The 26,225-nt window shown below is 72.3% G+C and carries 23 protein-coding genes; 14 read left to right on the plus strand and 9 right to left on the minus strand.

Annotated elements, in window-relative coordinates; genetic code table 11:
- Positions 1 to 383 precede the first annotated feature (383 nt).
- Positions 384 to 1,139, plus strand: coding sequence for an SIS domain-containing protein (locus ACWDEN_RS03105; protein WP_351601366.1), 756 nt, complete (start codon positions 384 to 386; stop codon positions 1,137 to 1,139).
- A gap of 49 nt (positions 1,140 to 1,188) precedes the next feature.
- On the opposite strand, the gene ACWDEN_RS03110 is transcribed toward ACWDEN_RS03105, so the two are convergent.
- Positions 1,189 to 2,595 (minus strand): PAS domain-containing protein, encoded by a 1,407-nt coding sequence (locus ACWDEN_RS03110; RefSeq protein WP_351601363.1) that lies wholly within the window; start codon positions 2,593 to 2,595, stop codon positions 1,189 to 1,191.
- 281 nt (positions 2,596 to 2,876) lie between these two features.
- Here ACWDEN_RS03110 and ACWDEN_RS03115 point away from each other — a divergent pair, with 281 nt between their 5' ends.
- The gene (locus tag ACWDEN_RS03115; protein ID WP_351601360.1) at positions 2,877 to 3,569 is read left to right on the plus strand and encodes a metal-dependent transcriptional regulator; all 693 of its coding nucleotides are present in this window, start codon (positions 2,877 to 2,879) and stop codon (positions 3,567 to 3,569) included.
- 345 nt (positions 3,570 to 3,914) lie between these two features.
- Positions 3,915 to 4,814: an alpha/beta fold hydrolase gene (locus ACWDEN_RS03120; protein ID WP_351601357.1), complete on the plus strand. Its 900-nt coding sequence runs from the start codon at positions 3,915 to 3,917 to the stop codon at positions 4,812 to 4,814.
- 152 nt (positions 4,815 to 4,966) lie between these two features.
- On the opposite strand, the gene ACWDEN_RS03125 is transcribed toward ACWDEN_RS03120, so the two are convergent.
- Genes ACWDEN_RS03125 through ACWDEN_RS03135 form a run of 3 tightly spaced genes read right to left on the minus strand, consistent with a single transcriptional unit; the run spans position 4,967 to position 8,045 of the window.
- Entirely contained in the window at positions 4,967 to 6,553 is a 1,587-nt protein-coding gene (locus tag ACWDEN_RS03125; protein ID WP_450856924.1) for a transporter, read from the minus strand.
- Positions 6,550 to 7,326: an ABC transporter ATP-binding protein gene (locus ACWDEN_RS03130; RefSeq protein ID WP_351601351.1), complete on the minus strand. Its 777-nt coding sequence runs from the start codon at positions 7,324 to 7,326 to the stop codon at positions 6,550 to 6,552. The genes ACWDEN_RS03125 and ACWDEN_RS03130 overlap by 4 nt, the downstream gene beginning before the upstream one ends.
- Positions 7,327 to 7,379: 53 nt before the next feature.
- On the minus strand, positions 7,380 to 8,045 hold the full coding sequence (locus ACWDEN_RS03135) for a bifunctional DNA primase/polymerase (protein WP_351601348.1): 666 nt from the start codon (positions 8,043 to 8,045) through the stop codon (positions 7,380 to 7,382).
- 264 nt (positions 8,046 to 8,309) lie between these two features.
- On the opposite strand from ACWDEN_RS03135, the gene ACWDEN_RS03140 reads away from it, so the two are divergent.
- Entirely contained in the window at positions 8,310 to 9,695 is a 1,386-nt protein-coding gene (locus ACWDEN_RS03140) for a tetratricopeptide repeat protein (RefSeq protein ID WP_351601345.1), read from the plus strand.
- A gap of 198 nt (positions 9,696 to 9,893) precedes the next feature.
- The gene (locus tag ACWDEN_RS03145; protein ID WP_351601342.1) at positions 9,894 to 11,510 is read left to right on the plus strand and encodes a hypothetical protein; all 1,617 of its coding nucleotides are present in this window, start codon (positions 9,894 to 9,896) and stop codon (positions 11,508 to 11,510) included.
- Between the two features lie 18 nt (positions 11,511 to 11,528).
- Here ACWDEN_RS03145 and ACWDEN_RS03150 read toward each other — a convergent pair whose 3' ends face one another.
- Positions 11,529 to 12,854 (minus strand): ABC transporter substrate-binding protein, encoded by a 1,326-nt coding sequence (locus ACWDEN_RS03150; RefSeq protein WP_351601339.1) that lies wholly within the window; start codon positions 12,852 to 12,854, stop codon positions 11,529 to 11,531.
- A 117-nt stretch (positions 12,855 to 12,971) separates the two neighbouring features.
- Between ACWDEN_RS03150 and ACWDEN_RS03155 the strand changes: the two genes are divergently transcribed.
- Together ACWDEN_RS03155 and purU are read left to right on the plus strand one after the other, a co-directional pair.
- Positions 12,972 to 13,472 carry an SCO4402 family protein gene (locus ACWDEN_RS03155; RefSeq protein ID WP_351601336.1) on the plus strand — a complete coding sequence of 167 codons (501 nt, stop codon included), beginning with the start codon at positions 12,972 to 12,974 and terminating at the stop codon, positions 13,470 to 13,472.
- 60 nt (positions 13,473 to 13,532) lie between these two features.
- Positions 13,533 to 14,414, plus strand: coding sequence for a formyltetrahydrofolate deformylase (gene purU, locus ACWDEN_RS03160; protein WP_351601334.1), 882 nt, complete (start codon positions 13,533 to 13,535; stop codon positions 14,412 to 14,414).
- Between the two features lie 34 nt (positions 14,415 to 14,448).
- On the opposite strand, the gene ACWDEN_RS03165 is transcribed toward purU, so the two are convergent.
- Both ACWDEN_RS03165 and ACWDEN_RS03170 read right to left on the minus strand, forming a co-directional pair.
- Positions 14,449 to 15,846 (minus strand): zf-HC2 domain-containing protein, encoded by a 1,398-nt coding sequence (locus ACWDEN_RS03165; protein WP_450856927.1) that lies wholly within the window; start codon positions 15,844 to 15,846, stop codon positions 14,449 to 14,451.
- Positions 15,843 to 16,415 (minus strand): sigma-70 family RNA polymerase sigma factor, encoded by a 573-nt coding sequence (locus tag ACWDEN_RS03170; protein ID WP_351601330.1) that lies wholly within the window; start codon positions 16,413 to 16,415, stop codon positions 15,843 to 15,845. The genes ACWDEN_RS03165 and ACWDEN_RS03170 overlap by 4 nt, the downstream gene beginning before the upstream one ends.
- A 342-nt stretch (positions 16,416 to 16,757) precedes the next feature.
- On the opposite strand from ACWDEN_RS03170, the gene ACWDEN_RS03175 reads away from it, so the two are divergent.
- On the plus strand, positions 16,758 to 17,132 hold the full coding sequence (locus ACWDEN_RS03175) for an STAS domain-containing protein (protein WP_351601327.1): 375 nt from the start codon (positions 16,758 to 16,760) through the stop codon (positions 17,130 to 17,132).
- A 186-nt stretch (positions 17,133 to 17,318) separates the two neighbouring features.
- A complete protein-coding gene (locus ACWDEN_RS03180) occupies positions 17,319 to 17,831 on the plus strand; it encodes an EF-hand domain-containing protein (protein ID WP_351601324.1) in 513 nt (170 codons plus the stop codon).
- Between the two features lie 128 nt (positions 17,832 to 17,959).
- Here the strand turns inward: ACWDEN_RS03180 and ACWDEN_RS03185 are convergent, their stop codons facing one another.
- A complete protein-coding gene (locus tag ACWDEN_RS03185) occupies positions 17,960 to 19,465 on the minus strand; it encodes a class I adenylate-forming enzyme family protein (RefSeq protein WP_351601321.1) in 1,506 nt (501 codons plus the stop codon).
- Between the two features lie 86 nt (positions 19,466 to 19,551).
- On the opposite strand from ACWDEN_RS03185, the gene ACWDEN_RS03190 reads away from it, so the two are divergent.
- The 4 genes from ACWDEN_RS03190 (at position 19,552) to ACWDEN_RS03205 (ending at position 24,002) form a co-directional block, all read left to right on the plus strand.
- A complete protein-coding gene (locus tag ACWDEN_RS03190; RefSeq protein ID WP_351601318.1) occupies positions 19,552 to 20,745 on the plus strand; it encodes an amidohydrolase family protein in 1,194 nt (397 codons plus the stop codon).
- The gene (locus tag ACWDEN_RS03195) at positions 20,745 to 21,878 is read left to right on the plus strand and encodes an acyl-CoA dehydrogenase family protein (protein ID WP_351601821.1); all 1,134 of its coding nucleotides are present in this window, start codon (positions 20,745 to 20,747) and stop codon (positions 21,876 to 21,878) included. Before ACWDEN_RS03190 ends, ACWDEN_RS03195 begins: the two co-directional genes overlap by 1 nt.
- Before the next feature lie 81 nt (positions 21,879 to 21,959).
- A complete protein-coding gene (locus ACWDEN_RS03200; RefSeq protein ID WP_351601315.1) occupies positions 21,960 to 22,904 on the plus strand; it encodes an acyl-CoA dehydrogenase family protein in 945 nt (314 codons plus the stop codon).
- A 555-nt stretch (positions 22,905 to 23,459) separates the two neighbouring features.
- Positions 23,460 to 24,002 (plus strand): ATP-binding protein, encoded by a 543-nt coding sequence (locus ACWDEN_RS03205; RefSeq protein WP_351601312.1) that lies wholly within the window; start codon positions 23,460 to 23,462, stop codon positions 24,000 to 24,002.
- Between the two features lie 259 nt (positions 24,003 to 24,261).
- Here ACWDEN_RS03205 and ACWDEN_RS03210 read toward each other — a convergent pair whose 3' ends face one another.
- Positions 24,262 to 25,188, minus strand: a complete 927-nt coding sequence (locus ACWDEN_RS03210; protein ID WP_351601310.1) for a cyclase family protein — start codon at positions 25,186 to 25,188, stop codon at positions 24,262 to 24,264.
- Positions 25,189 to 25,274: 86 nt separating this feature from the next.
- Between ACWDEN_RS03210 and ACWDEN_RS03215 the strand changes: the two genes are divergently transcribed.
- Positions 25,275 to 26,186: an SDR family NAD(P)-dependent oxidoreductase gene (locus ACWDEN_RS03215; protein WP_351601308.1), complete on the plus strand. Its 912-nt coding sequence runs from the start codon at positions 25,275 to 25,277 to the stop codon at positions 26,184 to 26,186.
- Positions 26,187 to 26,225 lie beyond the last annotated feature (39 nt).

Here is a 26,225-nt window from a genome sequence, read left to right on the forward strand (position 1 = left end):
CTGGGTTCCTCGAGGAGGAGCCGGCCGGACGTACCGGCAGCCCGCGGGTCGGGTGACTGCGTTGGATTCGGCCGGCTGCGTGTTTCGCACACACGCTGGTCCGGCACCGCACTGGGTGTGGTGGCGAGCCGCTAGCCCGCAGCCACCTCGCGCGTCCGGGTTTCACTCATTTACCCGATCACCTCCCTTCTGCTTGAGCCACAGCCTAGGAAGCGGCCGGGGAGAGCTCAACTGTTTTTCGGAGATCCTGACGGAGGGGCTTCCGGCCGCGCCGGAAATCCGTGCCGTCGCCCCGCCGGAGCAGCCGTGAACGGCCGTATTGACACCGCACTGGTCCAGACCGCACGGTGATCCGCGACACAGACGCTGCGAAGGGGCACCGCATGAGCGACGGCACGCCTGCCGACCTGTTCTTCGACGCCGCGATCGGCCTGTTGCGACGGGTCCGTGAGGAGGAGGCCGAGTCGATCGCCGCGGCCGGCACCCTGCTCGCCGACACCGTCGCCGCCGGCGGCCGGCTGTTCGCCTTCGGCGCCGGGCACTCCTCGCTGGCCGCCCAGGACGTCGTCTACCGCGCCGGCGGACTCGCCCTGATGAACCTGCTCGCCGTCCCCGGCGTCGTCGGCGTCGACGTCACCCCGGCCACCCTCGGCTCCGCCCTCGAACGCGTCGACGGCCTCGCGAGTGCCGTCCTGGACACCTCACCGGTCCGCTCCGGCGACGCCCTGGTGATCATCTCCCTCTCCGGCCGCAACGCCCTGCCCGTGGAGATGGCCCAGAACGCCCGCGCCCTCGGCGTGAAGGTCATCGGCGTCACCTCGGTCGCGTACGCCGCGCAGACCACCTCCCGGCACGCCTCCGGCACCTTCCTGAAGGACCACTGCGACATCGTCCTGGACTCGAAGATCGGCGTCGGTGACGCGGAGCTCACCCTGGACACCATTCCGGCGCCCTTCGCCCCCGCCTCCACGGTCGTCACCACTGCCCTGATGCAGGCCGTCATGGCGACCGCCGCCGCCGCCCTCGCCGACCGGGGCATCGAACCCCCGCTCCTGCGCTCCGGCAACGTCGACGGCGGCCACGAGTGGAACGGCCGGGTGATGCGGGAGTACGGCGACCGGATCTTCTACCGGCGCTGAGAGACCACCCGGGAATCACCGGGAGCCACCCGTAGGCCTCCCGGAACGCCTACTTCTGCGCCACCGCGCCCGCCAGGTCCAGCGCCGCCGCGATGCGGACCGCCACGTCCTCCGCGTAGGCCGTGTCGGACCGCTCGAAGCGGCTGCGGCCGGAGCCGCGCAGGAAGGTCACCACGCCCAGCGTCCGCCCCCGGCTGCGCAGCACCGCGCACAGGGCGTGCACCGCGTCGCCGGGCCACTGCCGGGCCAGTGCCCACTCCTGCGCCCGCTGCGCCGGGACCGGCCCGGCGTCCGCGCGCACGACCCCGGACCGCTCCACGCACTGCAGCGCCGGATGGCCCGGCTCGTAGCGCACGGGCAGCCCGGCCGCGCCGGTCAGCAGGCTCGGTCCCGGCGCTCCGGCGGGCGTCGCGGCGAGCCGTACCAGCCGTACGGCCGCCTCCCCGTCCTCCGAACCCTGCGAACCGCCCGAGCGCGGGGAAGGCACCGCGCGGTCGATCAACGCGTGGTCGGCGAAGCCGGCGAGGGCGAAGTCCAGGTGGACGATGGCCGCCTCGGCCGGGTCCTCGCACTCGGCGGCGGCACGCGCGGCCCGGTGCAGCTGGTTGGTGCGAAAGCGCAGCAGGGCCGCCTCCTGCTCGCCCTGCTTGGCCTCGGTGACGTCCTGGAACAGCCAGCCGACGCCGAGCGGTACCGGTTCCTCCGCGAGCGGCGAGGCCAGCCGTACGAAACCGCTGCGCCAGCAGCGCCGCTTCTCGCTCCCCTGGGTGCGCACGGTCACCCACATCTCGGCGGGCGCGGGCGGCGCGCCCTCGGCCAGCACATGGGTGAGCGCGGCCTCCAGCTCCTCCACGCCCTGCGCGAGCAGCTCGCCGAGCGGCCGGCCGAGCGCGGAGGTACGTCCGATGCCGAGCGCACGGGCCGCGTGTGCGTTGACGACGGCGGGCCGCAGGTCGGCGTCGATGAGGACGACTCCCCAGGCGGCGTCCTCGAACAGCGCCTCGCTCAGCGCGATCGACCGCTCCAGATCGATCTGCGCGTGGACCTCGCTGAACGCGCAGTACACCCCGGCGGGCTTTCCGTCGGGCCCGCGCACGGCGGCGGACTGGGTCCGCACGAGGACTCGCCCGCCGTCCTTCGTGACCAGCGCGAACTCGTGCACCTGCCGTCCGGGGGCGTGCATCGCCGACATCAGCCGGGCCTGCACCTCCTCGGCGTCGGCGCTGCGTACCGCCCATCCGGCGAACCCCTGCCGTCCGACCGCCTCGGCGGCCGTCCAGCCGAGGATCCGCTCGGCCTCCCGGTTCCAGTGCGTGACGACGCCGTCGGCGTCGAACGCGCACAGGGCCGCGTCCATGCCGTCGAGCAGCGCGGCGAGCAGATCGGATCCGCCTGACTCACCGGGCTCGTCCGGCCCCAGTTCGTCGGTGGTCCCACTCCGCCGGGAAGCACTCACCTGGACCCCCTGGAGACTGCGTCGGCGCGCTTGCGGCGCACGGTTCGCTCAGTGGCCTTCATTCAACTGGAACGTGACCCAGCACACATCCTGTTCCCGCAAGATTGGTCCCACAAGATTGGACACATCCGCCACCCGCGGACCCGCACCGGTCGACGGCCGCAGCCTCTCGGCTGCCCCCGTTTCCCGCGCGGCCCCCGCTTGTCAGTGGGATCCGGCAGAATTGGTGACAGGGCCAGCGCACGCGCCGGGGTGCCGGCAGAGGTAATCGAGGGGCACGTATGTCCGGACTGATCGACACCACGGAGATGTATCTCCGCACCATCCTCGAGCTGGAAGAGGAAGGCGTCGTGCCCATGCGCGCCCGTATCGCGGAGCGGCTCGACCAGAGCGGGCCGACGGTGAGCCAGACGGTGGCGCGCATGGAGCGCGACGGGCTCGTCTCCGTCGCCAGCGACCGTCACCTGGAGCTGACCGACGAGGGCCGCAGGCTCGCCACGCGCGTGATGCGCAAGCACCGGCTGGCCGAGTGTCTGCTCGTCGACGTGATCGGCCTGGAGTGGGAGCAGGTGCACGCGGAGGCCTGCCGCTGGGAGCACGTGATGAGCGAGGCGGTGGAGCGCCGCGTGCTGGAACTGCTGCGCCACCCCACCGAGTCGCCGTACGGCAACCCGATCCCGGGCCTGGAGGAGCTGGGCGAGAAGGACGGCGCCGACCCGTTCCTGGACGAGAGCATGGTCTCGCTGGCGGATCTGGACGCGGGCACGGACGGCAAGACGGTCGTCGTCCGCCGTATCGGCGAGCCGATCCAGACGGACGCGCAGCTGATGTACACGCTGCGGCGCGCGGGTGTGCAGCCCGGTTCCGTGGTGAGCGTGACGGAGTCGGCCGGCGGTGTGCTGGTGGGCAGCGGTGGCGAGGCGGCCGAGCTGGAGGCGGACGTCGCCTCGCATGTGTTCGTCGCCAAGCGCTGAGCATGAGAGGGCCCCGGCGCCTTGTGGCGCCGGGGCCTGTCCTCCCCTGTGATGACCCGGAGCCCCGAGCTCCCAGGGTCATCCCCCTCGGACCGTTTTTCCCCGAGCGGTCCGCCTCCCGCCAGAAGAGATCCCCTCGATGGCGGCGATCATTCCTTGAGGGGGGTCACTCGAATGAGGGGTGTTGTCCGCAGAGACGGATTTTTCGAATGGGCATTCGATAGTCTGCGGCGGCAGGACAAGCACGACGAGCACGACGACAAGCACGTCAGCGACAGCAGCGAGTACGAGCGAGTACGGCAGTACACCGGTACGAGGCAGGCGGAGCTGGGGGGTGCCAGGCCCATGGCACGGCGTATCGACGTGACGGGAGCGGGTGGGGTGCGCCTGGCCGCCTGGGAGTTCGCCGACCCTCCCAAGACGGGACTCGACCCGGCGGGCGATCGGGTGAACGGCCGGGCGGACACCGCGCCCGGCGCCCCGGGCGTGCTGTTACTTCACGGCCTGATGGGCCGTGCCTCCCACTGGGCCTCCACCGCCCGCTGGCTCGCCGCGCGCCACCGTGCCGTGGCCCTCGACCAGCGCGGACACGGCCAGAGCGAGAAGCCCCCGCAGGCCGCCTACACCCGCGAGGCCTATGTCGAGGACGCCGAGGCCGCCCTGGAACAGCTCGGCCTCGCCCCCGCGCTCCTCGTCGGACACGCCATGGGCGCGCTGACCGCCTGGCAGCTCGCCGCGAAGCGCCCCGAACTGGTCCGGGGCCTGATCATCTGCGACATGCGGGCCTCCGCCCTGGGGGCGGCCTCGCAGCGGGAGTGGGCGGCGTGGTTCAGGGCCTGGCCGGTCCCCTTCGCCACGCTGGCCGACGTGCGCAAGTGGTTCGGTGAGGACGATCCCTGGGTGGAGCGGCCGAATCCGGCACGCGGGGAGTTCTACGCCGAGGTGATGCACGAGCGCCCCGACGGCTGGCGGCCGGTGTTCGAGCCGGAGCAGATGCTCAGGTCCCGGGAGACCTGGGTGTACGACGCGCACTGGGAGGAGCTGGCCCAGGTCCGGTGCCCGACGCTGGTGGTGCGTGGGGTGGACGGGGAGCTGGGGCGGGCGGAGGCGCAGGAGATGGTGCGGGTGCTGCCGGCCGGGGAGTACGCGGAGGTCTCCGATGCCGGGCATCTTGCGCACTACGACCTGCCGGCGGCCTGGCGTGGGGCTGTCTCGCCGTTTCTTGATCGGGTGCTCGGGGTTTGAGGGCGCGGTTTCGTCTGCTGGGTTGGGCTTTCGTCGGCGAGTGCGGGTCCTTCGTGGCTGATCGCGCCCACGCGGCGGAGCCGCATATCAGACACAGCCCCGCGCCCCTGGGGAGCTGCAGGTCCCGGCGCCTCCCAGGGGACTGCAATCCTCTAACCCTTGCTCACAGCCGCCAGGATCTCCGGGAGCCGTGCCGCAGTTCTCGGAGCTGCCAGGCGCAGGCCCCCCAGGGTGAGCCCCGCGCCGTACGCCGCCCCCGCCGGCAGCAGCACCCACTGCCAGTCCTCCCCGCCCGCGCTCACATGGAGCCAGATGGTGAGGGCGAGGACGGGGGAGCAGAGCAGGGCCGCCGAGACCATGCCGCCGAAGATCGAGATCCAGGCGAGGCCCGCCTGGCCGGGGACGACGTTCTTGTGGCCCTCCTGGGGGATGGAGTAGGGGAAGCGGGCCGAGGTCCAGGCGCCGGTCGCGAGCATCGCCCCGAGCAGGGCGAAGGACAGCCCGAGCACCTCCGGCAGCCGGGGCCAGGCGCCGAGCAGGGCCGTCGTCACCACCGTCACGAGCGCGGCGTAGGGGAGGGTGATCAGCAGCAGGGCCAGGGCGCGGCCGCGCAGTTCCTCGTACGCGTCCCGGGGGGAGGAGACGGTCATGGCCACCATCCAGAACGCGGAGGTGTCCTGCCCGAACTGGTTGTACATCTGGATGCCGAGCATCCCGGCGGCGAAGCACGCGAAGTAGATCGATCCGGTGCCCTGCACCGCGTTGAGCACCGGCACGATCAGCCCGATCGCCAGCGAGGTCACCCAGGCGGCCTTGGTCTTCGGGTCGCGCCAGATGTAGCGCAGGCTGCGTTCCATGACCGTGCCCGTGCGGCCCCGCGGCAGCAGGCGGCCGAGTCCGGCGGCCGAGCGGCCGCGGCTCCCGGCGTCGACCGGCTGCAGTGTGGAGGCGTCGGGCGCGGTCATCAGCCGGGTCAGGGTCCGCGCCCACACGGCGATCAGCGCCGCCAACCCGGCCGCGGTGACGGCGAGTTGGGCGGCCGCGACGCCGTACGAGCCCTGGCTTGCCGCGTGCACCGCCGCCACCGCCGATGCCGGCGGCACCCAGGAGAGCACGTCCGCGACCGGCTGCAGCTGGCCGAGCCCGGCCGAACCCAGCTGCCGCGCCCCGAAGTTGACCAGCTGCGCCCCGATGGCGATCACCAGCCCGCTCAGCACGGCCAGGTCGCGGCCCTTCCTGCTGGTCAGCAGCCGCACGTTGGCCGTGGCGACGGCACGTGCCAGGGCCACGCAGACGAGCAGGGCGAGGGCCACGGCGAGGACGGAGACGACGTACCCGGCTGCGCCGTCGGCCAGCGACAGCGTGCAGCCCGCCAGGACCAGCAGGGTGAACAGCGGGCCGATGCCGACCAGGGAGGCCGCGAGCAGCGCCCGGACCAGCGGACGGGGACGCAGCGGGAGCATCACCAGCCGGGTCGGGTCCAGGGTCTCGTCGCCGGTCGGGAAGAACAGCGGCAGCACCGCCCAGCCCAGTGCCAGCACGGCCGTACCCGGGACGGCGACGGCGTCGGCGTGCGCGTGTCCGTGCAGTGCGAGCAGCCCCAGCAGTTGCAGCAGGGCGAACAGGACCGCGATGACCGCCGAGAAGACGAACGCGGCCCGACGGCCCCCGGACTGCCGCAGTCCGCCCCGCAGAAGTGAGAGTTTCAGCCGTACGACGGTGGAGGTGAGGTGCGTCATCGGGCCGCTCCGCCGCCCAGCCAGTCCAGATCGGACCCGGCGTCCCGGCGGTTCGCCCCGACCAGCTCCAGGAACGCCCCCTGGAGGGTGGGATGGGTGCCGCGCACCTCTGCCAGCGGGCCGGTCGCGCGGATGCGTCCGGCCGCCATCACCGCGACCCAGTCGCACAGCGACTCGACCAGCTCCATGACGTGGGAGGAGAAGACGACGGTGGCGCCGGAGGCGGTGTACCGCTCCAGGACGCCGCGGATGGTCTGCGCGGACACGGGGTCGACGCCCTCGAAGGGTTCGTCCAGGAAGAGCACCTCGGGGTTGTGCAGCAGTGCGGCGGCGAGCCCGATCTTCTTGCGCATGCCGGTCGAGTAGTCGACGACGAGCTTGTGCTGGGCGCCGGCCAGGTCGAGGACGTCCAGCAGCTGCGTGGCCCGCTTGTCGACCTCGGCCCCCGGCAGTCCGCGCAGCCGCCCCGCGTACCCGAGCAGCTCCCGCCCCGACAGCCGCTCGAACAGCCTCAGTCCCTCGGGCAGCACCCCGATGCGCGCCTTGACGGCGACCGGGTCGCGCCAGACGTCGTGGCCGACGACCTCCACGGCCCCGTCGTCGGGCCGCAGGAGTCCGGTCACCATGGAGAGAGTCGTGGTCTTGCCGGCGCCGTTGGGCCCGACCAGCCCGATGAACTTCCCGGCGGGCAGATCGAGATCGATCCCCCCGACGGCAACCTGCTGCCCGAACCGCTTCCAGAGCCCCCGCACCCGCACTGCAACCTCGGTCATGCATGAAGGTTACGGCCGGCGCGGGGCGCCGAAGGGCGCGGGGCTGTGAACGGCTACCGGTCCCGCCCGCACGCGTAGGCGAGCGGCGAGATCAACTCCTCCGCGTCCGGCAGCCACCGGTTGGCAGGAGTCGGCCGGCAGGCCCACTGCACCGCACCACGAGACCCGAACCGGGTGGGCGGAGCGGCCACGTACGCCCCCTCGCCCAGCGCCAGCAGGTCAAGAGACGACAACGTCCACCCGAGCTTGCGCACCAGGTCCGGCACCTTCGTGGCGCCCCCCGGCAGCACGAAGAACTGCATGCGCCGGTCGGGGGACAAGGTCACCGGCCCCAGCGTCAGCTCCATCCGCTCCATACGGGCGAGAGCCAGGAACCCCGCACTCTCCGGGACGGACAACGCGTCGAACGTCCGACCCGTCGGCAGCAGAATCGAAGCCGTCGGCTGCTTCTGCCACATCCGGCGCGCGACGGTCGCGCTGCCGGTCGCCTGGGCCGCCCAGTCGGGGCGCGCGGGGTGCGCACCCGGCGCAGGGCAGGAGGCGTCGGCGCAGGAGCAGCGCTGCACCCCGTCGACGGCTTCCAGCCAGGTGCCCGGGAACACGTCCCAGTGCCGTTCCTCGGCGTAGCGTACGGCGGTCTCCAGCAGCGATTCCCCGCGTTGCTGCGGAATCTGACCGGCAATCTGAGTGTTCTGGGCGCCCACGATCGTCTCTTCCACGCTCCACTCAACTCTCGCGCCCACCTGGAGTTACGGCCAGGGCGCGCGCGGGGGAGGAGCATCGATTCGTCAATCGGGGCGCATGGATGCACGGGTGGGGGCGCGCGGGAGGAACCGGGGCGTGAGCTGGGTAGCCAGAGGTGGGGTTGGCATCCGTCGTTACCCCGGCAAACGGCACATGTCGCGCATTGACGGTATGTCAGCTGGGCAGTGATCTTCCCGGAACTGGTTACGCCCAGGGGACCGCAACGCAGGGGGTAGCACATGGCCGCAAGGCCTCTCGTGGCGAGGCAGCCGAACGAACGGCTGCAGGCACTCATCCAGGAAGCGGGGTGTTCGAACGCCGGGCTGGCCCGGCGGGTCAACATGTGCGGCGCCGAGCACGGCCTCGACCTGCGCTACGACAAGACGTCCGTGGCCCGCTGGCTGCGCGGACAGCAACCCCGGGGCCGCGCCCCGGCGATCATCGCGGAGGCGCTCGGGCGCAAGCTCGGCCGTGCGGTCACGATCGACGAGATCGGCATGGCCAACGGCAAGAACCTCGCCTCGGGGGTCGGTCTCCAGTTCTCGCCGACGGTACTGGGGGCCATCGAGCAGGTCTGCGAGCTGTGGCGCAGCGACGTGGGCCGGCGGGACTTCCTGTCCGGCTCCTCCGTCGCCGCCTCCGCGCTGGTCGAGCCCAGCCGCGACTGGCTGATCTCGGCGCCGGACGCCCAGGTGGCCCGGCAGGCCGGCCCGCGCGTGGGCCAGGCCGACGTGGCGGCCGTACGGTCCATGACGCAGGCGCTGACCGACCTGGACCACCAGTTCGGCAGCGGGCATGTGCGTCCGGTCGTCGTGCACTACCTCAACAGCGTCGTCTCCGGGCTGCTCGCCGGCTCCTACCGGGAGACGGTCGGCCGGGAACTCTTCGCGGCGGTCGCCCGGTTGACCGAACTGGCGGGGTACATGGCCGTCGACACCGGGCAACCGGGGCTGGCCCAGCGGTACTACATCCAGTCGCTGCGGCTCGCGCAGGCCGCCGGGGACCGCGGGTACGGCGGTTACGTCCTGGCCGCGTCCATGAGCCACCTCGCCGCCCAGCTCGGAAACCCGCGGGAGATCGCCCAGTTGGCGCGGGCGGCGCAGGAGGGGGCGCGCGGGCAGGTGACCCCGCGCGCGGAGGCGATGTTCCACGCGGCCGAGGCGCGCGGGCACGCCCTGCTCGGCGACGTACGCGCGGCTCAGGCGTCCACCGGGCGGGCGGTGACCGCGATGGAGCAGGCGGACGACTCCTCCGGTGACGATCCGGTGTGGATCCGGCACTTCGACGAGGCGTATCTGGCGGACGAGTTGGCGCACTGCGCCCGCGATCTCGGCCAGAGCGAGCAGGCGGCCCGGTACGCCGAGCAGTCGCTGGCCGGGCACCCCGAGACCCGGGCCCGGCGGCGCGCCATCGGCTATGTGCTGCTCGCCACGGCCCAGGTGCAGCAGCGGGAGGTCGAACAGGCCTGCAGCACCGGCCTGAAGGCGGTGGAGCTGCTGGAGACGCTCCGCTCCAACCGGGGCGCCGAGTATCTGGAGGATCTCCAGCAGCGCCTGGAACCCTTCCGGGAGGAGGCGGTGGTACGGGAGTTCGGGGCGCGTCTCGATCTCCAGCAGGCCGCGTGAACTTCGGCCCGGCGGTCGCGTGAACGCACGGCGAACGGCACCTGGATGCCTGCAGGTGCCGGGGCCGGCGCGCCGCGGGGCAGTGGTGTTACCGCCGTCACAGGTAAGAAGATCCCGACCTGAGCTGCATGGCACCCGGCTCGGGGGACCCGGTAGCGTGAGCCCGATTCACAAGGTCCCCCATTAGTAGGAGTCCCGGTGACGCAGAGTGGACAGGGCGAGGAGCCCTCGGCGCGGCCCGCGCGCGAAGGCATCGTGCTGCCCTCCGACGGAGGCGAGCCCTTGCTGCCGGGCATGACCGGCGCGCCCGCCCCCGCCGCCCCGGCAGGCGGGCAGGCCTGGGGCGGCTCCTGGGGGCCCGGGCAGCAGGCGCCCCAGCCGGGACAGGGCTGGCCCCAGGCGCCGGCCCAGCAGTGGCACGCCCCGGACGCCCCGGCCCAGCAGCCGTCCGGCGCGAACCCCGGCCCGCTGCCCCCGGAGGGCGCCCCGGCGCCGTCGTACGGCCAGACGCCGTCGTACGACCACCACGGCACGCAGGGCGGTGGCTACGGCGCCGGTCAGCAGGCCGGGTACGGCGCGGCACCCGAGCCGTACCACCAGCCGCAGCAGCAGTCTCTGCCGCAGCCCCACCAGCAGCCGGCCGGTCCCGCGCCGCTTCCGCCGGCCGTGCCGGACGCCTACCCGTCCGCCGGTGCCCCGCTGCCGGCGGCCGACGAGGGCGCGACGCAGTACATACCGCCGGTGCGGGCGGCGGCACCCGCCGAGGGCGCCACGCAGTACCTGCCGCCGGTGCCGGCCGCACCCGCGGACGAGGGCGCGACCCAGTACATCCCGCCGGTGGCGCCCGGCGCGCTGCCGCCCGAGTCGAGCGGCGAACAGACGCGCTACCTCGGCCGCGCCCCGCAGCAGGCGCCCGCCCCGGCGTCGCCCGACGCGGAGGCCACCCAGTACATACCGCCGTACGCCGCGCAGGCGCAGGGCGGCGCGGAGCGGCAGCCGCCGGCCGAGTTCGACAGCCTCTTCCGCGGCGGCCCGGCGGGCGGTGACGGCCCGGCCGGGTCCACCCAGCAGATGCCACGCATCCAGCAGCAGGATGCCCGCCCCGGCCCGGCGTCGTACGGCGCCAAGCAGCCCTCCTACGGCGCGCAGCAGCCGTCGTACGCCCCCGCGCACGACGACGACCAGCCGCGCGGCCGGTCGCGCGTGCCGATGATCGCCGCGATCGGTGTCGGCATCGTCGTCATCGGTGTGGGCGCCGGCGCGCTGCTCAGCGGCGGCAACGACCAGGGCGCCGACGGCAAGACGGTCGCGGCCACCTCCCCGGTTCCCGGCCAGGGGTCCGGCTCGCCGGGCGGCGACCCGGCGCGGCAGCAGGCGGTCGAGCTGGACAAGCTGCTCGCCGACAGCGGCAGCAGCCGCGCCTCGGTGATCCAGGCCGTGGCCAGTGTCAAGAACTGCGACAACCTCGACGGGGCCGCCACCGACCTGCGCAATGCGGCCGGGCAGCGCAACCAGCTGGTCACCCGGCTCGGCAAGCTGTCCGTGGACAAGCTGCCGGACAACGGCGCGCTCACCGCGGCGCTGACCCGGGCCTGGCAGGCGTCCGCCGAGGCCGACAACCACTACGCGGCCTGGGCCGGCCAGGCCAAGGACCACAAGGTCTGCCGCAAGGGCCACGCCCGCGTCACGGGCGAGACCCAGGCCGGCAACCGGGCGAGCGGCACCGCCAGCGTGCAGAAGGTGAAGGCGGCCGCGCTGTGGAACGCGATCGCGCAGAAGTACGGCCTGACCCAGCGCCAGCCCACCCAGCTGTGAGGGGCGTGCCGGCGGGCGTCACTGCACGTTGGCGCTCTGCAGCGTCTGCGTCATGTCGGTGGTGCCGTCGAACCCGCCGACGCCCTTGCGGGCGGCGACCAGACTGCCGCCCTGGACCACCTGCAGGCTGACGTCGGCGTTGACCATCCGCGGGAAGCCGACCGAGGCGAGCTTGCTGGAGTAGGACCACCGCAGGGGCGGGGTGAGACCGCCGGTGGAGACCTGCAGGCCGTCGTCGAGGGTACGGCGCACGGAGTCGGCGCTCACCTCGCCGTCGCCGATCTTGTCCAGCGCGGCCTTCAGCACGGTGTAGGCGATCCAGGTCGTCTGCACTCCGGCGTCCGCGGGGTCGATGCGGGTGTCGCCGAAGGCCTCCTCGTTGATCACCTTCTTCATCGGGTCCCACCGCGCGTCCGACGCCGGCGGATACCAGCCGGTGATGTACGCCCCCTCGTACGGGCCGGACGCCCCGCCGGTGGCGTTGATCACGGTCTGGTCGACGCTGCCCAGCACGGTCGCGAGCCGTACCGAGGGGAAGCTCTCGCGCTCGCGCCGGAAGGAGTCCATGAAGGTGTCGGTGCGGTCCCCGAGCGCGGGGACCACGCAGCCCTTGCGGGCGGGGTCCTTGGAGGCGTACCGCAGCGCCTGGTCGGCCTGGTCGCCGTACTCGGTGGCGGCCTCCTCGGCGAGCTGGTCGCCCGCCTTGGCGTGCCCGCCCGCCTGCAGTCCGGAGTTGAGCAGCACCGGCAGCTCGTCGCCGGCGATGCTGTCGGGGCGGACCAGGGCGATGTTGCCGCAGGCGGCCGCGAGGGCCTTGCCGAGACCGGCGAGCAGGGCGGGCTGGCCGCCGTTGACCGGGTAGGACATCTGGCCGGTGAACTCGTCGTTGGTGACGCCGTAGCCGCCGATGTAGGGGATGCCGGCGCCCTCCAGCGGGGCGGAGTAGGAGTCGGTGAACTGGCTGTAGGAGCCGACGACCGCGACCACGTTCTCGTCGGCCGCGTACCGGGCGCACTTGGCGGCGCCCACGCTGTCGTTGTGGTCGTTGCAGGTCAGGACCTGGAGCTTGCGGCCGTTGATACCGCCGTGCGCGTTGATCCACTTGGCGTAGGCGAGGGCCATCGCGGGCATGCCGGGCTTGTTGGTGGCGTTGGTGTCCTGCGGCGCCCAGGTCATGACCTTGACCGGACCATCCCCGGAGCCCCCCGTGGCACCGGGGATGGCCCCGCATCCGGCGGTGAGCGACGTACAGAGAGCCACGGCGCCCGCCGTCAGCGCGGTGGCTCTGCCGGGGCGGTAGGTCGAATGGAGGAAGGTACGAAAAGTGCGTCGCCTGCCGGTCATGTGCACGCACGATTCCCTCACATGACGAACCGGCGAGTGACCTTGAGTCAACAAAGGGTGACATTGAGGTGAATTAGAGGGGCCGGTGAGGCCGGTGTGACGGGGAACGTACGATCGATGACCGTGCAAGGTACGGAGAACTCTTCCCGTCGTGGCCGTCGCTCCTCCACCATGGGCGGCATGCCCCTAAGCGACATGCCATGGTGGCGCTGGCGCAGCAATGTGCGCTCGGCGCTGCACATGCTCTCCGATCCGGTGTTCCAGCGGGACGTCTGGCTGGCCGGCGTGGACGGGTACGGCGACTTCACGGACGCCGTCTACCGGCTGGTGGAGGACACCTGGCTGGACAACTGGTCCGCGGAGAAGTACGTCGGGACGATATTCCGGGACTCGCAGGAGGCGGCGCTCGTGGACACCGCCGTGCTGCGGGTGCTGCGGATCATGCACCAGGTCGGCCCGGACGCGCCGGTCGCCGCGTATCTCGACCACCAGGGGTGGCCGGAGGCGGTGCGGGCGGCGCGGGACGCGCACGTCCGGATGGCGGCGAGTGACGGGGAGGACCCGGACGCGCCGCCGAAGAGCCTGGAAGTGCTGCGGATCATGACGCGGACCGCGTAGACGTCCCGCCCTGCGGGACAAACACCCACGGCGGGCGGCCGACGTGAGAACCTGTAGTGCATGAATGAGCAGTCCGCGCCCGCCGCCGCCCCGGCCGACCAGTACGTCCTCACCCTCTCCTGCCCGGACAAACAGGGGATCGTGCACGCCGTGTCGAGCTACCTCTTCATGACCGGCTGCAACATCGAGGACAGCCAGCAGTTCGGCGACCACGACACGGGCCTGTTCTTCATGCGCGTCCACTTCTCGGCCGATCCGCCGGTGACGGTGGAGAAGCTGCGGGCGAGCTTCGCGGCGGTCGGTGACTCCTTCCACATGGACTGGCAGATCAACCGGGCCGACGAGAGGATGCGGATCCTGCTCATGGTCAGCAAGTTCGGGCACTGCCTGAACGACCTGCTGTTCCGGGCCCGGATCGGGGCGCTGCCCGTGGAGATCGTCGGCGTGGTCTCGAACCACACCGAGTTCGAGGAGCTGGTGGGCTCCTACAACATTCCCTTCCACCACATTCCGGTCACGAAGGACACGAAGTCGCAGGCCGAGGCGAAGCTGCTGGAGATCGTGCGCGAGGAGGACGTCGAACTGGTCGTCCTCGCCCGCTACATGCAGGTCATCTCGGACGACCTGTGCAAGGAGCTCAGCGGCCGGATCATCAACATCCACCACTCCTTCCTGCCGAGCTTCAAGGGCGCGAAGCCGTATCACCAGGCGCACGCGCGGGGTGTGAAGCTGATCGGGGCGACGGCGCACTATGTGACCGCCGACCTGGACGAGGGCCCGATCATCGAGCAGGAGGTCGAGCGGGTCGGTCACGGCGTGACGCCGGATCAGCTGGTGGCCATCGGCCGCGATGTGGAGTGCCAGGCGCTGGCGCGGGCGGTGAAGTGGCATGCGGAGCGGAGGATTCTGCTCAACGGGCGCCGTACGGTGGTGTTCGCTTAGGAGCTCAGGGGGCTTGCGTCGTGCAACCCAGCCCTTACAACCGGCTCAACCCCGCCGTGGCGAACAGGACGTCTCTGATCGCCTCCCGGTCGCCGACCTGCCCCACCGCGGCCTCCTCCGGCGACACCCGGCCGGCGGCCAGCCGGCAGAACTCCACGCCGTCCAGCGCCACATGGGCCACCTCGAGGTCCGCGGACGCCACCGCCGCCGGTGAGTCCAGCGGGATCAGCCACTCGCCGCCCGCCGCGCCCTCGATCTCCAGCCGCAGGCTGCGGCCGGGCTCGCCGGCGAGGCCGAGGTGGCGGCCGCGGGCCGGGGACGCCAGCCCGGTCTGCCGGCGCCGGGCCAGTGCGCCGGGAAGCATCCGGGTCGCGAGGTCGATCATCCGGTTCAGGTGGCGCGGCGCGGGCGGCTGGTAGGGGTAGTCCACCGCCTCCGCGATGTCCTCGGCGTGCACCCAGCACTCGAAGGCCCGGTCCAGCATCGCGTCGTGCAGCGGCAGCTCGAAGTCGCCGTACGACACCGCCAGGCCGCCCGCGTGCCCGCCGGTGAAGGACGCCGTCCGCACCAGGCCGTGGCTCTGCTCCCGCCAGGGCCCCCGCACCGAGCGGGTCGGCGGGAAGTGGGAGTTCCGCCAGAACGCCTCGGTGCGCTCCTCCGGGCCCACCGCGTCCGGCCCGGCCGCGCCGGCGACCTCGGTCAGCGGGTCCTCCAGGCCGAGCCCGAGCGCGATCAGCCCGTCCACGGACAGCAGGTGCGCGATCACCCCGGCCACGGTCGTACGACGGCTCTGCGCCGCGTCGGCCTCGAACCAGCGCAGCCGGACCGGCGCATGCCACTCCGCGTCCCCGAAGTCCTGCAGCAGGGCGTCCAGGCGGGCGGTCTCGGCGTCGTAGGGCGCCGCCCACTCGGGAACCGGGATGCGCGGCGGCCGGCGTTCCAGGCAGCTCTCCAGGACGCGGGTGCGCAGTCCCGGGTCCAGGTCGAGGCTCTCCGGCTGGTGCAGCAGGCCGACCGCCTCGCGCAGCCGGCGGGCCTCGTCGGCGCAGTCTCCGCAGGAGCCCAGGTGGTCCTCGACGGCGGCGGTCTCCGCCGCCGAGCAGGCGGCCAGCGCCCAGGCGCCGAGGAGCGATTTCAGGATGTCGTGGGGCAGGTCGAGCGGCACGGGCGTGAGGTCCCCCGGATCGGCGAGGCCGGGCAGCGGACGCCCGCCGTCCTCGACGGACGCGCGGGGTGTCGGTATGCGCGCCGGCCGGTCCGGCTCGGGCCCGCCGGCCCGGCGTGGGGCCTGCCCCGAGCCCCCGGCGCCCTCGCCGGTGTGGCCGTTCTCACCCCGGCCGCCACCGTCCTCGTACGGCGGCCCCGCGCGCTGCTCCTCGTCTCCGGGCCCCTCGTGCTCGTCGGGTGCCCCGGGCCCTCCCGCTCCGCTCACACCGCACCCCCGGCTCCCGGCGGGGTCCCGGCGTCATGGGCGGTGGAGAGCAGTTGCAGGCCGAGGCGGAGCCGGCGGCGGGCCTCGTCCTCGGTGACGCCGAGGTCGGTGGCGGTCTGGCGGTAGTCGCGGCGCTGGAAGTAGGCCAGGTCGAGGGCGGCGCGCAGCGGGGCGGGCATGGAGTGGACGATGTAGTCGGCGCGGGCGGCGACCGAGGCGCGGCGCACCTTGCGCTCCAGTTCCGCCAGGGAGCCGCCGCTGCCCTGCGGCAGCGCGGCCGCCTCGCTGTCGCGCAGCCGCTGCACGGCGAGCCGGTGGGTGACCCCGGCGACCCAGGTGCGCAGCGGGCCCTTCTTGGGGTCGTAGGTCTCGGGGTGTTCCCAGAGGTGGGAGAAGACCTCGCGGGTGACGGTGTCGGCGGCCTTCTCGTCACCGAGGACGCGGTGGGCGAGGCCGTGCACGAGCGAGGCGAAGCGGTCGTACAGCTCGCCCAGGGCGGCCGCCTCACCGCGGGCGAGCCGCTGCTGCATCTTGCGGTCCCAGCGGGGTGGTACGTCCTTCGTGGCCATGCGGTCCCCTCCCCTCACCCGTGTCCGGCCCGTCCAGCCTGTCTGCACCGTCTTCCCGAATGTAGTCGGCACGTCTGACCGTGCACGCCCCTTTGTGTCAATGCGCGCCCCCGGAAGGGCTGCAGGTGATAGTGCCCCCTCCACATAACCTTCACACAAGATGCATGCATCTCTGATCGAACAGGATCGATAGTGACCGAAACAAGTCCCTTGTCGATCACGTCTAGTTTGTGGCTCGAAGTTTCGGGGAACGGCCGCTGGGCAGCCGCGCGGAAGCAAGCGTAGGAACTGCTTCCGTTTCCGGGCGGTTCCGGGAGTTCCGGCGAGCGGAGGGGCAGGGACGTGGCATTCAAAGTGACCGGCGCCGAACAGGGTGAGTGGGCCGTGCTCCGGGTGTCCGGGGAACTGGACCTGATGACCTCGCCGGTACTGCGCCAACGTGTGCACGACGTCGTCGCCGAGGGGCACCACAGCCTCGTCGTGGACCTCTCCGACGTGTTCTTCTGCGACTCCAGCGGGGTCGGCGTCCTCGTCGCCGCCCGCAGGCTGATCCGCTCCTGCCAGGGGCGGCTCCGGCTCATCCTGCCCGACCGGGGCGCCGACGACGGCTCGCACGTCAACCGGGTCCTCGGCGCGCTCGGCGTGCGCCGGCTCTTCGACGTCCGGCCCGACATCGAGGCCGCGACGACGGACGAGGCAGGCCCGCTCTCGGCCTGACGCCCCGCCCGCGCCGCCCGTCCTTCGCGACACGGCCACACTGTTGTCGCAGAATTCCCCCGGTCTTGGCACAACCACCGGATTTCCGCCATCCGGCGGCCACCCGCGTCATACGCTCCCTGCCAGGTCACCCACGCACCCGTGGGACGACCCGGACGACGCACACGTAAGGCGGCCCGAACAGACATGGTCAGCACCGAGTACGAGCGCAGGATCGCAGCCCGGTTCGCCATCTTCGACCAGGACGGCAACGGCTGGATCGACCGCGAGGACTTCAGCGCGGCGGCCAAGGCGCTCCTCGCCGAGTTCGCCGTGCCCGCGCGCTCCGACAGGGGGCAGGCGCTGTACGCCGGCGCGGAGGCGTTCTGGCAGGGTATGGCCGGGATCGCCGACCGGGACGGCGACCAGCGCATCACCCGCGAGGAGTTCGTCACCGGCGCGGTCAAGCGCCTGCGCGACAACCCCGAACGCTTCGCCGAGATCGCCCGTCCGTTCCTGCACGCGGCGCTGGCGGTGGCCGACACGGCCGCCGACGGCCGCCTCACGGTCGCCGACGCCGCCCGCGTCCTGCGCGTCCTCCATGTCCCGGCCGACCTCGCCGACACCGTCGCCCACGCCCTCGACACCGACTCCGACGGCACCGTCACCGAACCGGACGTCGTCCCGGCGTTCGCCCAGTACTTCACGGTCGCGGAGTAACGCACGTACCGGGCGGCGCCCGGCCGCTGCCGTCACGGTCGTGACCCGTGACCCTGACCTCGCATCCGTCCGTCACCATGGCCGGCCGCGCCCGCCCGGCCGGCGGCCGTCCGAGACCGCTCGTGGCGTCACGGCCGGCCGGCGAACCGCTCCCGCAGCTTGTACTTGAGCACCTTGCGCAGCGTGTCGTTGCGCGGCAGGGCGGTCACCACCTCCAGCCGCTCCGGCAGCTTGTGCACGGACAGGCCCGAGGAGCGCAGGTACGAGACCACGTCCGGCAAGGTCAATTCGGTGGCACCCGGCGGCTGTTCGACGACCGCGCAGACCAGTTCCCCCCGTTCCGCGTCCGGCAGGCCGATCACCGCCGCGTCCGCCACGGAGGGGTGCGTGGCGAGGAGGTCCTCGATCTCCCTGGCGGAGATGTTCTCACCCTTGCGGATGATCACGTCCTTCAGGCGGCCGGTGAGGACCAGGTGGCCGGAGTCCGTCACATGGCCCAGGTCGCCGGTGCGCAGGAAGCCGTCGGGGTCGAAGGCGGCGGCCGTCTGGGCGGGGTCCAGATAGCCCTGGCAGACGGCCTCGCCGCGGAGTCTTATCTCGCCGTCGACGATCCGGATCTCCATGCCGGCCGGCGGGCGGCCCTCGGTCGTGGCCAGGTTCTGCGGGGTGTCCTCGGGGTCGCCCATGGTGATCATCGGGACCTCGGTCATGCCGTAGCCGTGGGTGAGCTGGACGCCCATCTCGCGAACCACGGCGTGGTACAGCTCGGGGGGCCTGGGCGCGCCGCCGCCCGCGAGCAGGCGCAGGGTCGGGATCAGCTTCTCGCCCGGCTGCCCGCGCTGCTCGGCGAGGAAGAGGGAGTAGAAGGCCGTGGAGCCGCCGGCCACCGTCACCTGGTGCCGCCGGTACTCCGCCAGCGCGTCCGGCAGTGCGAAGTGCTCGGACATCACCGCCGGGAAGCCGTACAGCAGCAGCATCACCAGGTAGTCGGGGCCGCCTATGTGGGCGTACGGGAAGGCGATCGAACCGACGTCGTCCGGCGTCAGGCGCAGGGCGTGGGCGAGGCAGGAGCCGCCGGCGATCAGGGAGCGGTCGGTGTGCAGCACGCCCTTGGGGTCGGAGGTGGTGCCGGAGGTCCAGTAGATCCAGCGGACCGAGGTGCCCTCGGGGGGCGGGGCGGGGAGCACGGACGGGTCGCCGTCGGGGAGGGTGTCGTACGCCTCGAAGACCCCCTTCGCGCCGAGGCGCCGCGCCATCTCCGTGTGGTCGTGGCCCCGCCACACCCCCGGGACCGCGAAGAACTCCGCCTTCGACTCGCGCAGGGCGAAGCCGACCTCCCGGTCCCGGTAGAACGGGATCACCGGGGACTGTACGGCGCCCAGGCGAGCCAGCGCGAAGGACAGCACGGCGGTCTCGATACGGGTGGGCAGCTGCCAGGCGACCACCGTGCCGGGCCGCACGCCCATGTCGTACAGGCCTGCCGCCACCCGCTCGGCACGCGCGCGCAGTCCGCCGAAGGTCAGCCGGCGCTCGCCCTGGAGGAGGACGGGACGGTCGGGTGTGAGGCCGGCACGGCGGGCGACCAGGTCCCACAGCGTGCGGGAGGAACTCAGGGAGTGCGGGGTGTCGTTCACGGTAGCCCCCTCCTTGGCTGACGTCTCGTCAGGTAGCATGCTATCTGACGGACCATCAGATAAGTACCGTCCGGCGGAGGGGACCCATGACCGAACTGCCCCGCATCATCAGCGTCGACGACCATGTGATCGAGCCCGCCCACCTCTTCGAGACCTGGCTGCCGGCCAGGTACCGCGAACGCGGGCCCAAGCCGCTGACCGCCGGGATCGGGGAACTGGCCTACGTCGGCGGCAAGTACCAGATCACCATGGACCCGGCCGGCCAGCCGACCGACTGGTGGATCTACGAGGACCTGAAGTTCCCGTACAAGCGCAACATCGCCGCCGTCGGCTTCGACCGGGACGAGATGACCCTGGAGGGGATCACCAGGGAGCAGATGCGGCCGGGGTGCTGGGACCCCGCCGAACGGCTGAAGGACATGGACCTCAACCACGTCGAGGCCAGCCTCTGCTTCCCGACCTTCCCCCGCTTCTGCGGGCAGACCTTCGCCGAGGCGCACGACAAGGAGGTCGCCCTCGCCTGCGTGCGCGCCTACAACGACTGGATGGTGGAGGAGTGGTGCGGGGACAGCGGGGGCCGGCTGATCCCGCTGTGCCTGATCCCGCTGTGGGACGTCGAACTGGCCGTCGCCGAGATCCGGCGCAACGCCGAGCGCGGGGTGCGGGCGGTGACCTTCTCCGAGATCCCCACCCACCTCGGGCTGCCCTCCATCCACTCCGGCTACTGGGACCCGTTCTTCGCCGTCTGCCAGGAGACGGGGACGGTCGTCAACATGCACATCGGCAGCAGCTCCCAGATGCCCGCCGCATCGCCCGACGCCCCGCCCGCCGTCCAGGCCTCGCTGAGCTTCAACAACGCGATGGCCTCGATGATGGACTACCTCTTCAGCGGGGTCCTGGTGAAGTTCCCGCGGCTCCAACTCGCCTACTCCGAAGGGCAGATGGGCTGGATCCCGTACGCCCTGGAGCGCGCCGACGACGTGTGGGAGGAACACCGCGCCTGGGGCGGGGTCCGGGACCTGATCCCCGAGCCGCCGTCGACGTACTACTACCGGCAGATCTTCTGCTGCTTCTTCCGCGACAAGCACGGCGTGGCCTCCCTGGACGTGGTGGGCAGGGACAACGCCACCTTCGAGACCGACTACCCCCACGTCGACTCGACCTTCCCGCACACCAAGGAGGTCGCCCTCGACCATGTGAAGGGCCTGGACGACGAGACCGTCTACAAGCTGATGCGGGGCAACGCCATCCGCATGCTGAGCCTGGACTTCGACAGGTGATGGACCTGTCGTACACGCCCGAGGAGGAGGACTTCCGCGCCCGGCTGCGCGAGTGGCTCGCCAAGGTGCTGCCGACGCTGCCGCCGAAGCCGTCCCCGGACGACTGGCCCGCCCGCAGGGCGTACGACCTCGGCTGGCAGCGGATGCTCTACGACGCCGGGTACGCCGACGTCCACTGGGACGCCTCGCCGACACTCCGGCTGATCTTCCTGGAGGAGACCGAGAAGGCGGGGGCGCCCTATGTGGGGGCGAACTTCGTCGGCCTGCTGCACGCCGGCCCGACCATCGCCGCCGAGGGCACCCCCGCACAGCGGGCGCGCTGGCTGCCGCCGATCCTGCGCGGCGAGGAGGCGTGGTGCCAGGGGTTCAGCGAACCGGACGCGGGATCGGATCTGGCGTCGCTGCGCACGCGCGCGTGGCGCGACGGCGACGAGTACGTGGTCACCGGGTCCAAGATCTGGACCTCCCACGCCGAGGTCGCCGACTGGTGCGAACTGCTGGTCCGCACCGACCCGGAGGCGCCGAAGCACCGGGGCATCACGTGGCTCGCGATGCCCATGGACGCCGCCGGCATCACCGTACGGCCCCTGCGCACGCTCGCCGGGTCGGCCGAGTTCGCGGAGGTGTTCCTGGACGAGGTACGGGTGCCGGCGGCCAACCGGGTCGGCGCGGAGAACGACGGCTGGCGCGTGACCATGGTGACCCTGTCCTTCGAGCGCGGCACGGCGTTCGTGGGCGAGGTGGTGGCCTGCCGCCGCGTCCTGGCCGAGCTGGCGGTCGAGGCTCGGCAGAACGGCCGCTGGGACGACCCGGTCCTGCGGCGCCGGCTCGGCCGTCTGGAGGCGGAGTTCCGGGCGCTGTGGCGGCTGACCCAGTGGAACGTGAGCGAGGCGGAGGCGAGCGGCGGGGTGCCGGGCGTGGGCGGCTCGGTCTTCAAACTCCGCTACTCGCACGCCCGCCAGGAGCTGTACGACACCGCCGCCGAGGTCCTGGGCCCCGACTGCCTCGACATGAACCGGCCCTGGGTCCTGGACCGCCTGTCCTCCCTGTCGTACACCATCGCCGCCGGCACCTCACAGATCCAGCGCAACATCGTCGCCGAACGGCTCCTGGGCCTGCCGAAGGGGAGGTGAACGGGTGCGCTTTCGAGTGGTGGTCGGGCGTGGTCGGGTGCCGTCGGGTGTCCCTGTCGGCGCGGTCGGAGGGAGATGAGCGTGCGTTTCCGACTCACCGAGGATCAGCGTGCGTTGAAGGCGGGCGTACGGGAGCTGCTGGACCGGCGGTTCGGGCGGGAGGCGTTGCGGGCGGCCGTCGATGCGCCGGGGCGGCTCGACCGGGAGCTGTGGCGGGCGCTCGGCGAGGCGGGGTTCTTCGCCCTGCGGCTGCCGGAGGCGGACGGCGGGGTCGGGCTGGGGCTGCCGGAGGCGGTGCTGGCCTTCGAGGAGGCCGGACGGGCACTGCTGCCCGGACCGCTCCTGGCGACCCACCTCGCCGCCGGCAGCGTACCGGGCGCGGCCACCGGGGAGACGGTCGTGGCGGGGGTGGACGGGCAACTGGTGGAGTGGCTGGAGGCGGCGGACGTGGTGCGGGGGGAGGCGGCGGGGGCCGTACCGCTGCGTTCCGTCGACCCGCTGACCCCGCTGCACCGGATCCCCGCAGCCACCCACAGCGATGCCGTACCCGGCCAGGGCCGGCGAGCGACCCGCCCCCCGGACGGCACGGTCACCGGCACAGTCACCCCCGCCCCCGGCCCCGTAGCCACCCTCCTCACCGCCGCCGAGCAGCTCGGTACCGCCGTACGCGTACAGGAGCTGGCGGTGCAACACGCCCGTGCACGCGAGCAGTTCGGGCAGCCGATCGGTGCCTTCCAAGCCGTCAAGCACCTGTGCGCGGACCTGCTGGTACGCACCGAGACCGCGCGCGTCGCCGTCTACGCGGCCGCCGTCACCGGCGACCCGGCCGACATCGCCGCCGCCCGGCTGCTCGCCGACGAGGCCGCCGTACGCGGGGCCCGCGACTGCCTTCAGGTGCACGGCGGCATGGGCTTCACCTGGGAGGCGGACGTGCATCTGCATCTGAAGCGGGCCTGGGTGCGGGCCCGGCGTGCCGGCGGGAGCACGGAGAGTGAGGAACTGCTCGCCGCGCGGCTGGCCGCCTGAGGAGGGCGACCGCGCTCCTGGGCTGCACCGGCGACAAAGCCTTGGCCCGGGATGTCGCGGATTGTGGCACTCCGGTGTCACGGAGCGTCGATACCTGGTTGTGTCCTTCAACAGGCTCGTCACGACCCGGAGTCGGACGTCCCCTCGGGTACCTTGTGTGGGATGCGAGTGGCTGCGAGCACGAGCCGGGCCGGCGGCGCCCCTGGGGCGGTACCGGGTCGCGCGGTGCGCATCGCTGCTCGCGGGGCGGTAAAGGCTTCGGCCGACGCCTGTTCGACTCCCCGGCACGCGTGTCGCACAGTATGCCGCACGCGTACTCCTTCGCGCTGGAATATGCCCGAAGCGCTTGTTGGGGTGACTGTACGTCAACCATGCTGTCGACAAAGGGAATCACGTTCCGTGACCCTTGCTCGGGCCGTTGTTCTGGGCATGCAGAAAATGGCTACGATCGTGGCCCTCGTCATCGTCGTCGCGGCCGCAGCGGCCGTGGCGGCCGGGTGGCGCGGGGTCATGTGTCCGCCGGTTCGGATGGTGTGAGCGGTGCAGGTGCTTCAAGTGCAGCTGGAGATCCGGCCCGACCCCACGGAGGTGGGACGGGCGAGGAAATGGGCCCGCTCGCGGCTTCCCGGGCTGGGGATAGCGGCCGACGAGCCGCTGGCCGAGACCGTGATCCTGCTCGTCTCCGAGCTCGTGACCAATGCGGTCGTGCACACCGGCCACGCGGCCGTGCTCCGGCTCTCCCTGCCCGCCTCGGCGGCGGCCGAGGCGCTCGGCGTGGCCGAGGCGGCCGGCGTGGCGGATACGGCCGGCGTGGCGGTCGAGATGCCGACGGCATCCGTGGCGGCCACCGTGCGCGTCGAGGTGGCCGACAGCAGCTCCCGCGCCCCCGTGCCGCGTTGCGCCGCCGGTGATGCCACCGGCGGCCGTGGCCTGGCCCTGGTGGACTGCCTGGCGGATCGCTGGGGCTGGAGCCCGGAAGGCGCCGGCAAGAGCATCTGGTGCGAACTGGACCGCTGTTCACAGCCCAGGGAGAGCGCAGCGATGGCGTACGGGGGCGGACTGTCCGCGTACGAGGGTCTCGCTTTCGAGGCGGTGTAGCACCCGGCGTGGCGGTGCGCCGGTGGTGCATCCGTGCGCGGGTGCCGCGAACAGGGCGTACGTAACAAATCCCCATACCGGCGTTGACGACCCGTGACCGCCTGAACACGCTTGTGGGCGACGATTCGCCGCGAGGGGACGGCGAGGGCCGGGGTGACGGCGGCCCTTGTCGAGTGTGGGTCGCACCCGGTGGGCGGCGCGTGCGCGCGACGGTGGGGGGAGGCGCGCCGCCGGCCGGTCAACGCCCCGCCCCGGGTTCTCAGAGGACGGCCACGGGTGCCACGGGTGCGCCCGTCGCTCCGACGAACGGCTCGGGCGTCGCGGACAGCACAAACGCGTACCGCCCCGCTTCTCCACAGGCTGTGGACAACTCTTCGAGATTCCAGTTCTGGCCCTGGAGCATCCCCATCTCCACCAGGTCCAGGGCGTGCACGGGCAGCCACAGATTCTCCGACTCGGGCGGAAATATCTCAAAAGTGAGGGTGTCGTTCGCGACCGCCGCCACATCGCGCGCGTGGAACCACTCCGGCGTACGGACGGACAGCCCCGGCGACGGATAGCCGTACCCGTGCTTGTCCCCGGCCAGATACACCTGCACCTGCCCGGTGCGGACCAGCACGATGTCACCGGCCCGGACCCGGACGCGGCCGAACTCCTCGGCGCGCTCCAGATCCTCCGGCGTCACCGCGTGGCCCCCCGCCAGCCGGTCCACGCCACGCGCGCGTGCCACGTCCAGCAGCACCCCGCGCGAGACGATGTGCCGCGCCTTGTCGATCCCGCCGAACTCGGCGCCGCCGTGCGCGGTGACCGTGTGCGCCGGGCGGCCGTTGTAGATCCGGCCCGAGTGCGAGACATGCGTGAGCGCGTCCCAGTGGGTGCCCGCCTGCAGCCCCATCGTCACCGCGTCGTCGCTGCACGCCACCGTGCCCGGGCCGAAGAGTTCCTGGTTGATCTGGACCATGACGTGCAGCGGGTTGACCCGCCCGGGGATCACCCCGGCCTGCACACCGTCCTGCTGGAGCGGAAGCGCGAGGGGGATGCGGCGTCCGGTGCGGACGCAGGCGGCGGCCTCGCGGACGACCTCGTCGGTGATCAGGTTCAGCGTGCCGATCTCGTCGTCCGTCCCCCAGCGCCCCCAGTTGTTCACCCGCTCGGCGATCTCGTGGAACTCCTCCGGCAGTGCCATCCGGTGCCTCCCCGGGGCTTGTGTCCGCGCATCCGACGCGCCATAAAATCTAACGGACCGTCAGAAACCGCGGGAAGGGGCCGGGCGTGGGGAACTTCTTGGCAGGAAAGGTCGTCGCCGTGACGGGCGCCGGGCGGGGTATCGGCCGGGCGGTCGCGCGGGCGGCTGCCGCCGAGGGGGCGAAGGTCGTCGTCAACGACTACGGCGTCTCCGTCGACGGCGCCTCGCCCACCAGCGAGGTCGCCGAGGCCGTCGTCAAGGAGATCCTGACGGCGGGCGGGGAGGCGGTGGCGGTCGCCGACGACATCTCCACGATGGCGGGCGGGCAGCGGGTGGTCGACGTGGCGCTGGCCTCGTACGGCCGTCTCGACGGGGTCGTGTGCGTCGCCGGGATCCTGCGCGAACGCATGCTGTTCAACATGACCGAGGAGGAGTGGGACCCCGTGGTCGCCACCCACCTCAAGGGCACGTTCACCGTCTTCCGGGCGGCGTCCGCGGTGATGCGGGGGCAGCGCTCCGGCACGCTGATCGGCTTCACCAGCGGCAACCACCAGGGCTCCGTGTCCCAGGCCAACTACAGCGCGGCCAAGGGCGGGATCATCTCCCTCGTCCGCAGCGCGGCCCTCGGCCTGCACAAGTACGGGGTGACCGCGAACGCGGTGGCGCCGGTGGCTCGTACGCGGATGTCGGCGAACGTCCCCATGGAGCTGACGGAGATCGGCGAGCCGGAGGACGTGGCCGCGCTGGTGGTGTACCTGCTGTCCGACGGGGCCGCTGCGCTGGGCATCACCGGGCAGGTGTACACCATCGCGGGACCGAAATTGGCGGTGTGGGCCCAGCCGCGTGAACTGCGTTCCGCGTTTGCCTCGGGCGGTTGGACCCCGGAGAAGATAGCGGAGCTCTTGCCGGGGTCGGTGGGGGTGGATCCGATGCCGATGCTGTCCCAGCTTTCGGCGATGGAAGAGGCGGCGCGGGGTTCTTCTCGGCCGAACGCCTGATGGCTCGGGGGCGTTGTGGTTTGGCGGGTGCGGGTCGTT

The organism is Streptomyces sp. NPDC001153 (assembly GCF_053598315.1).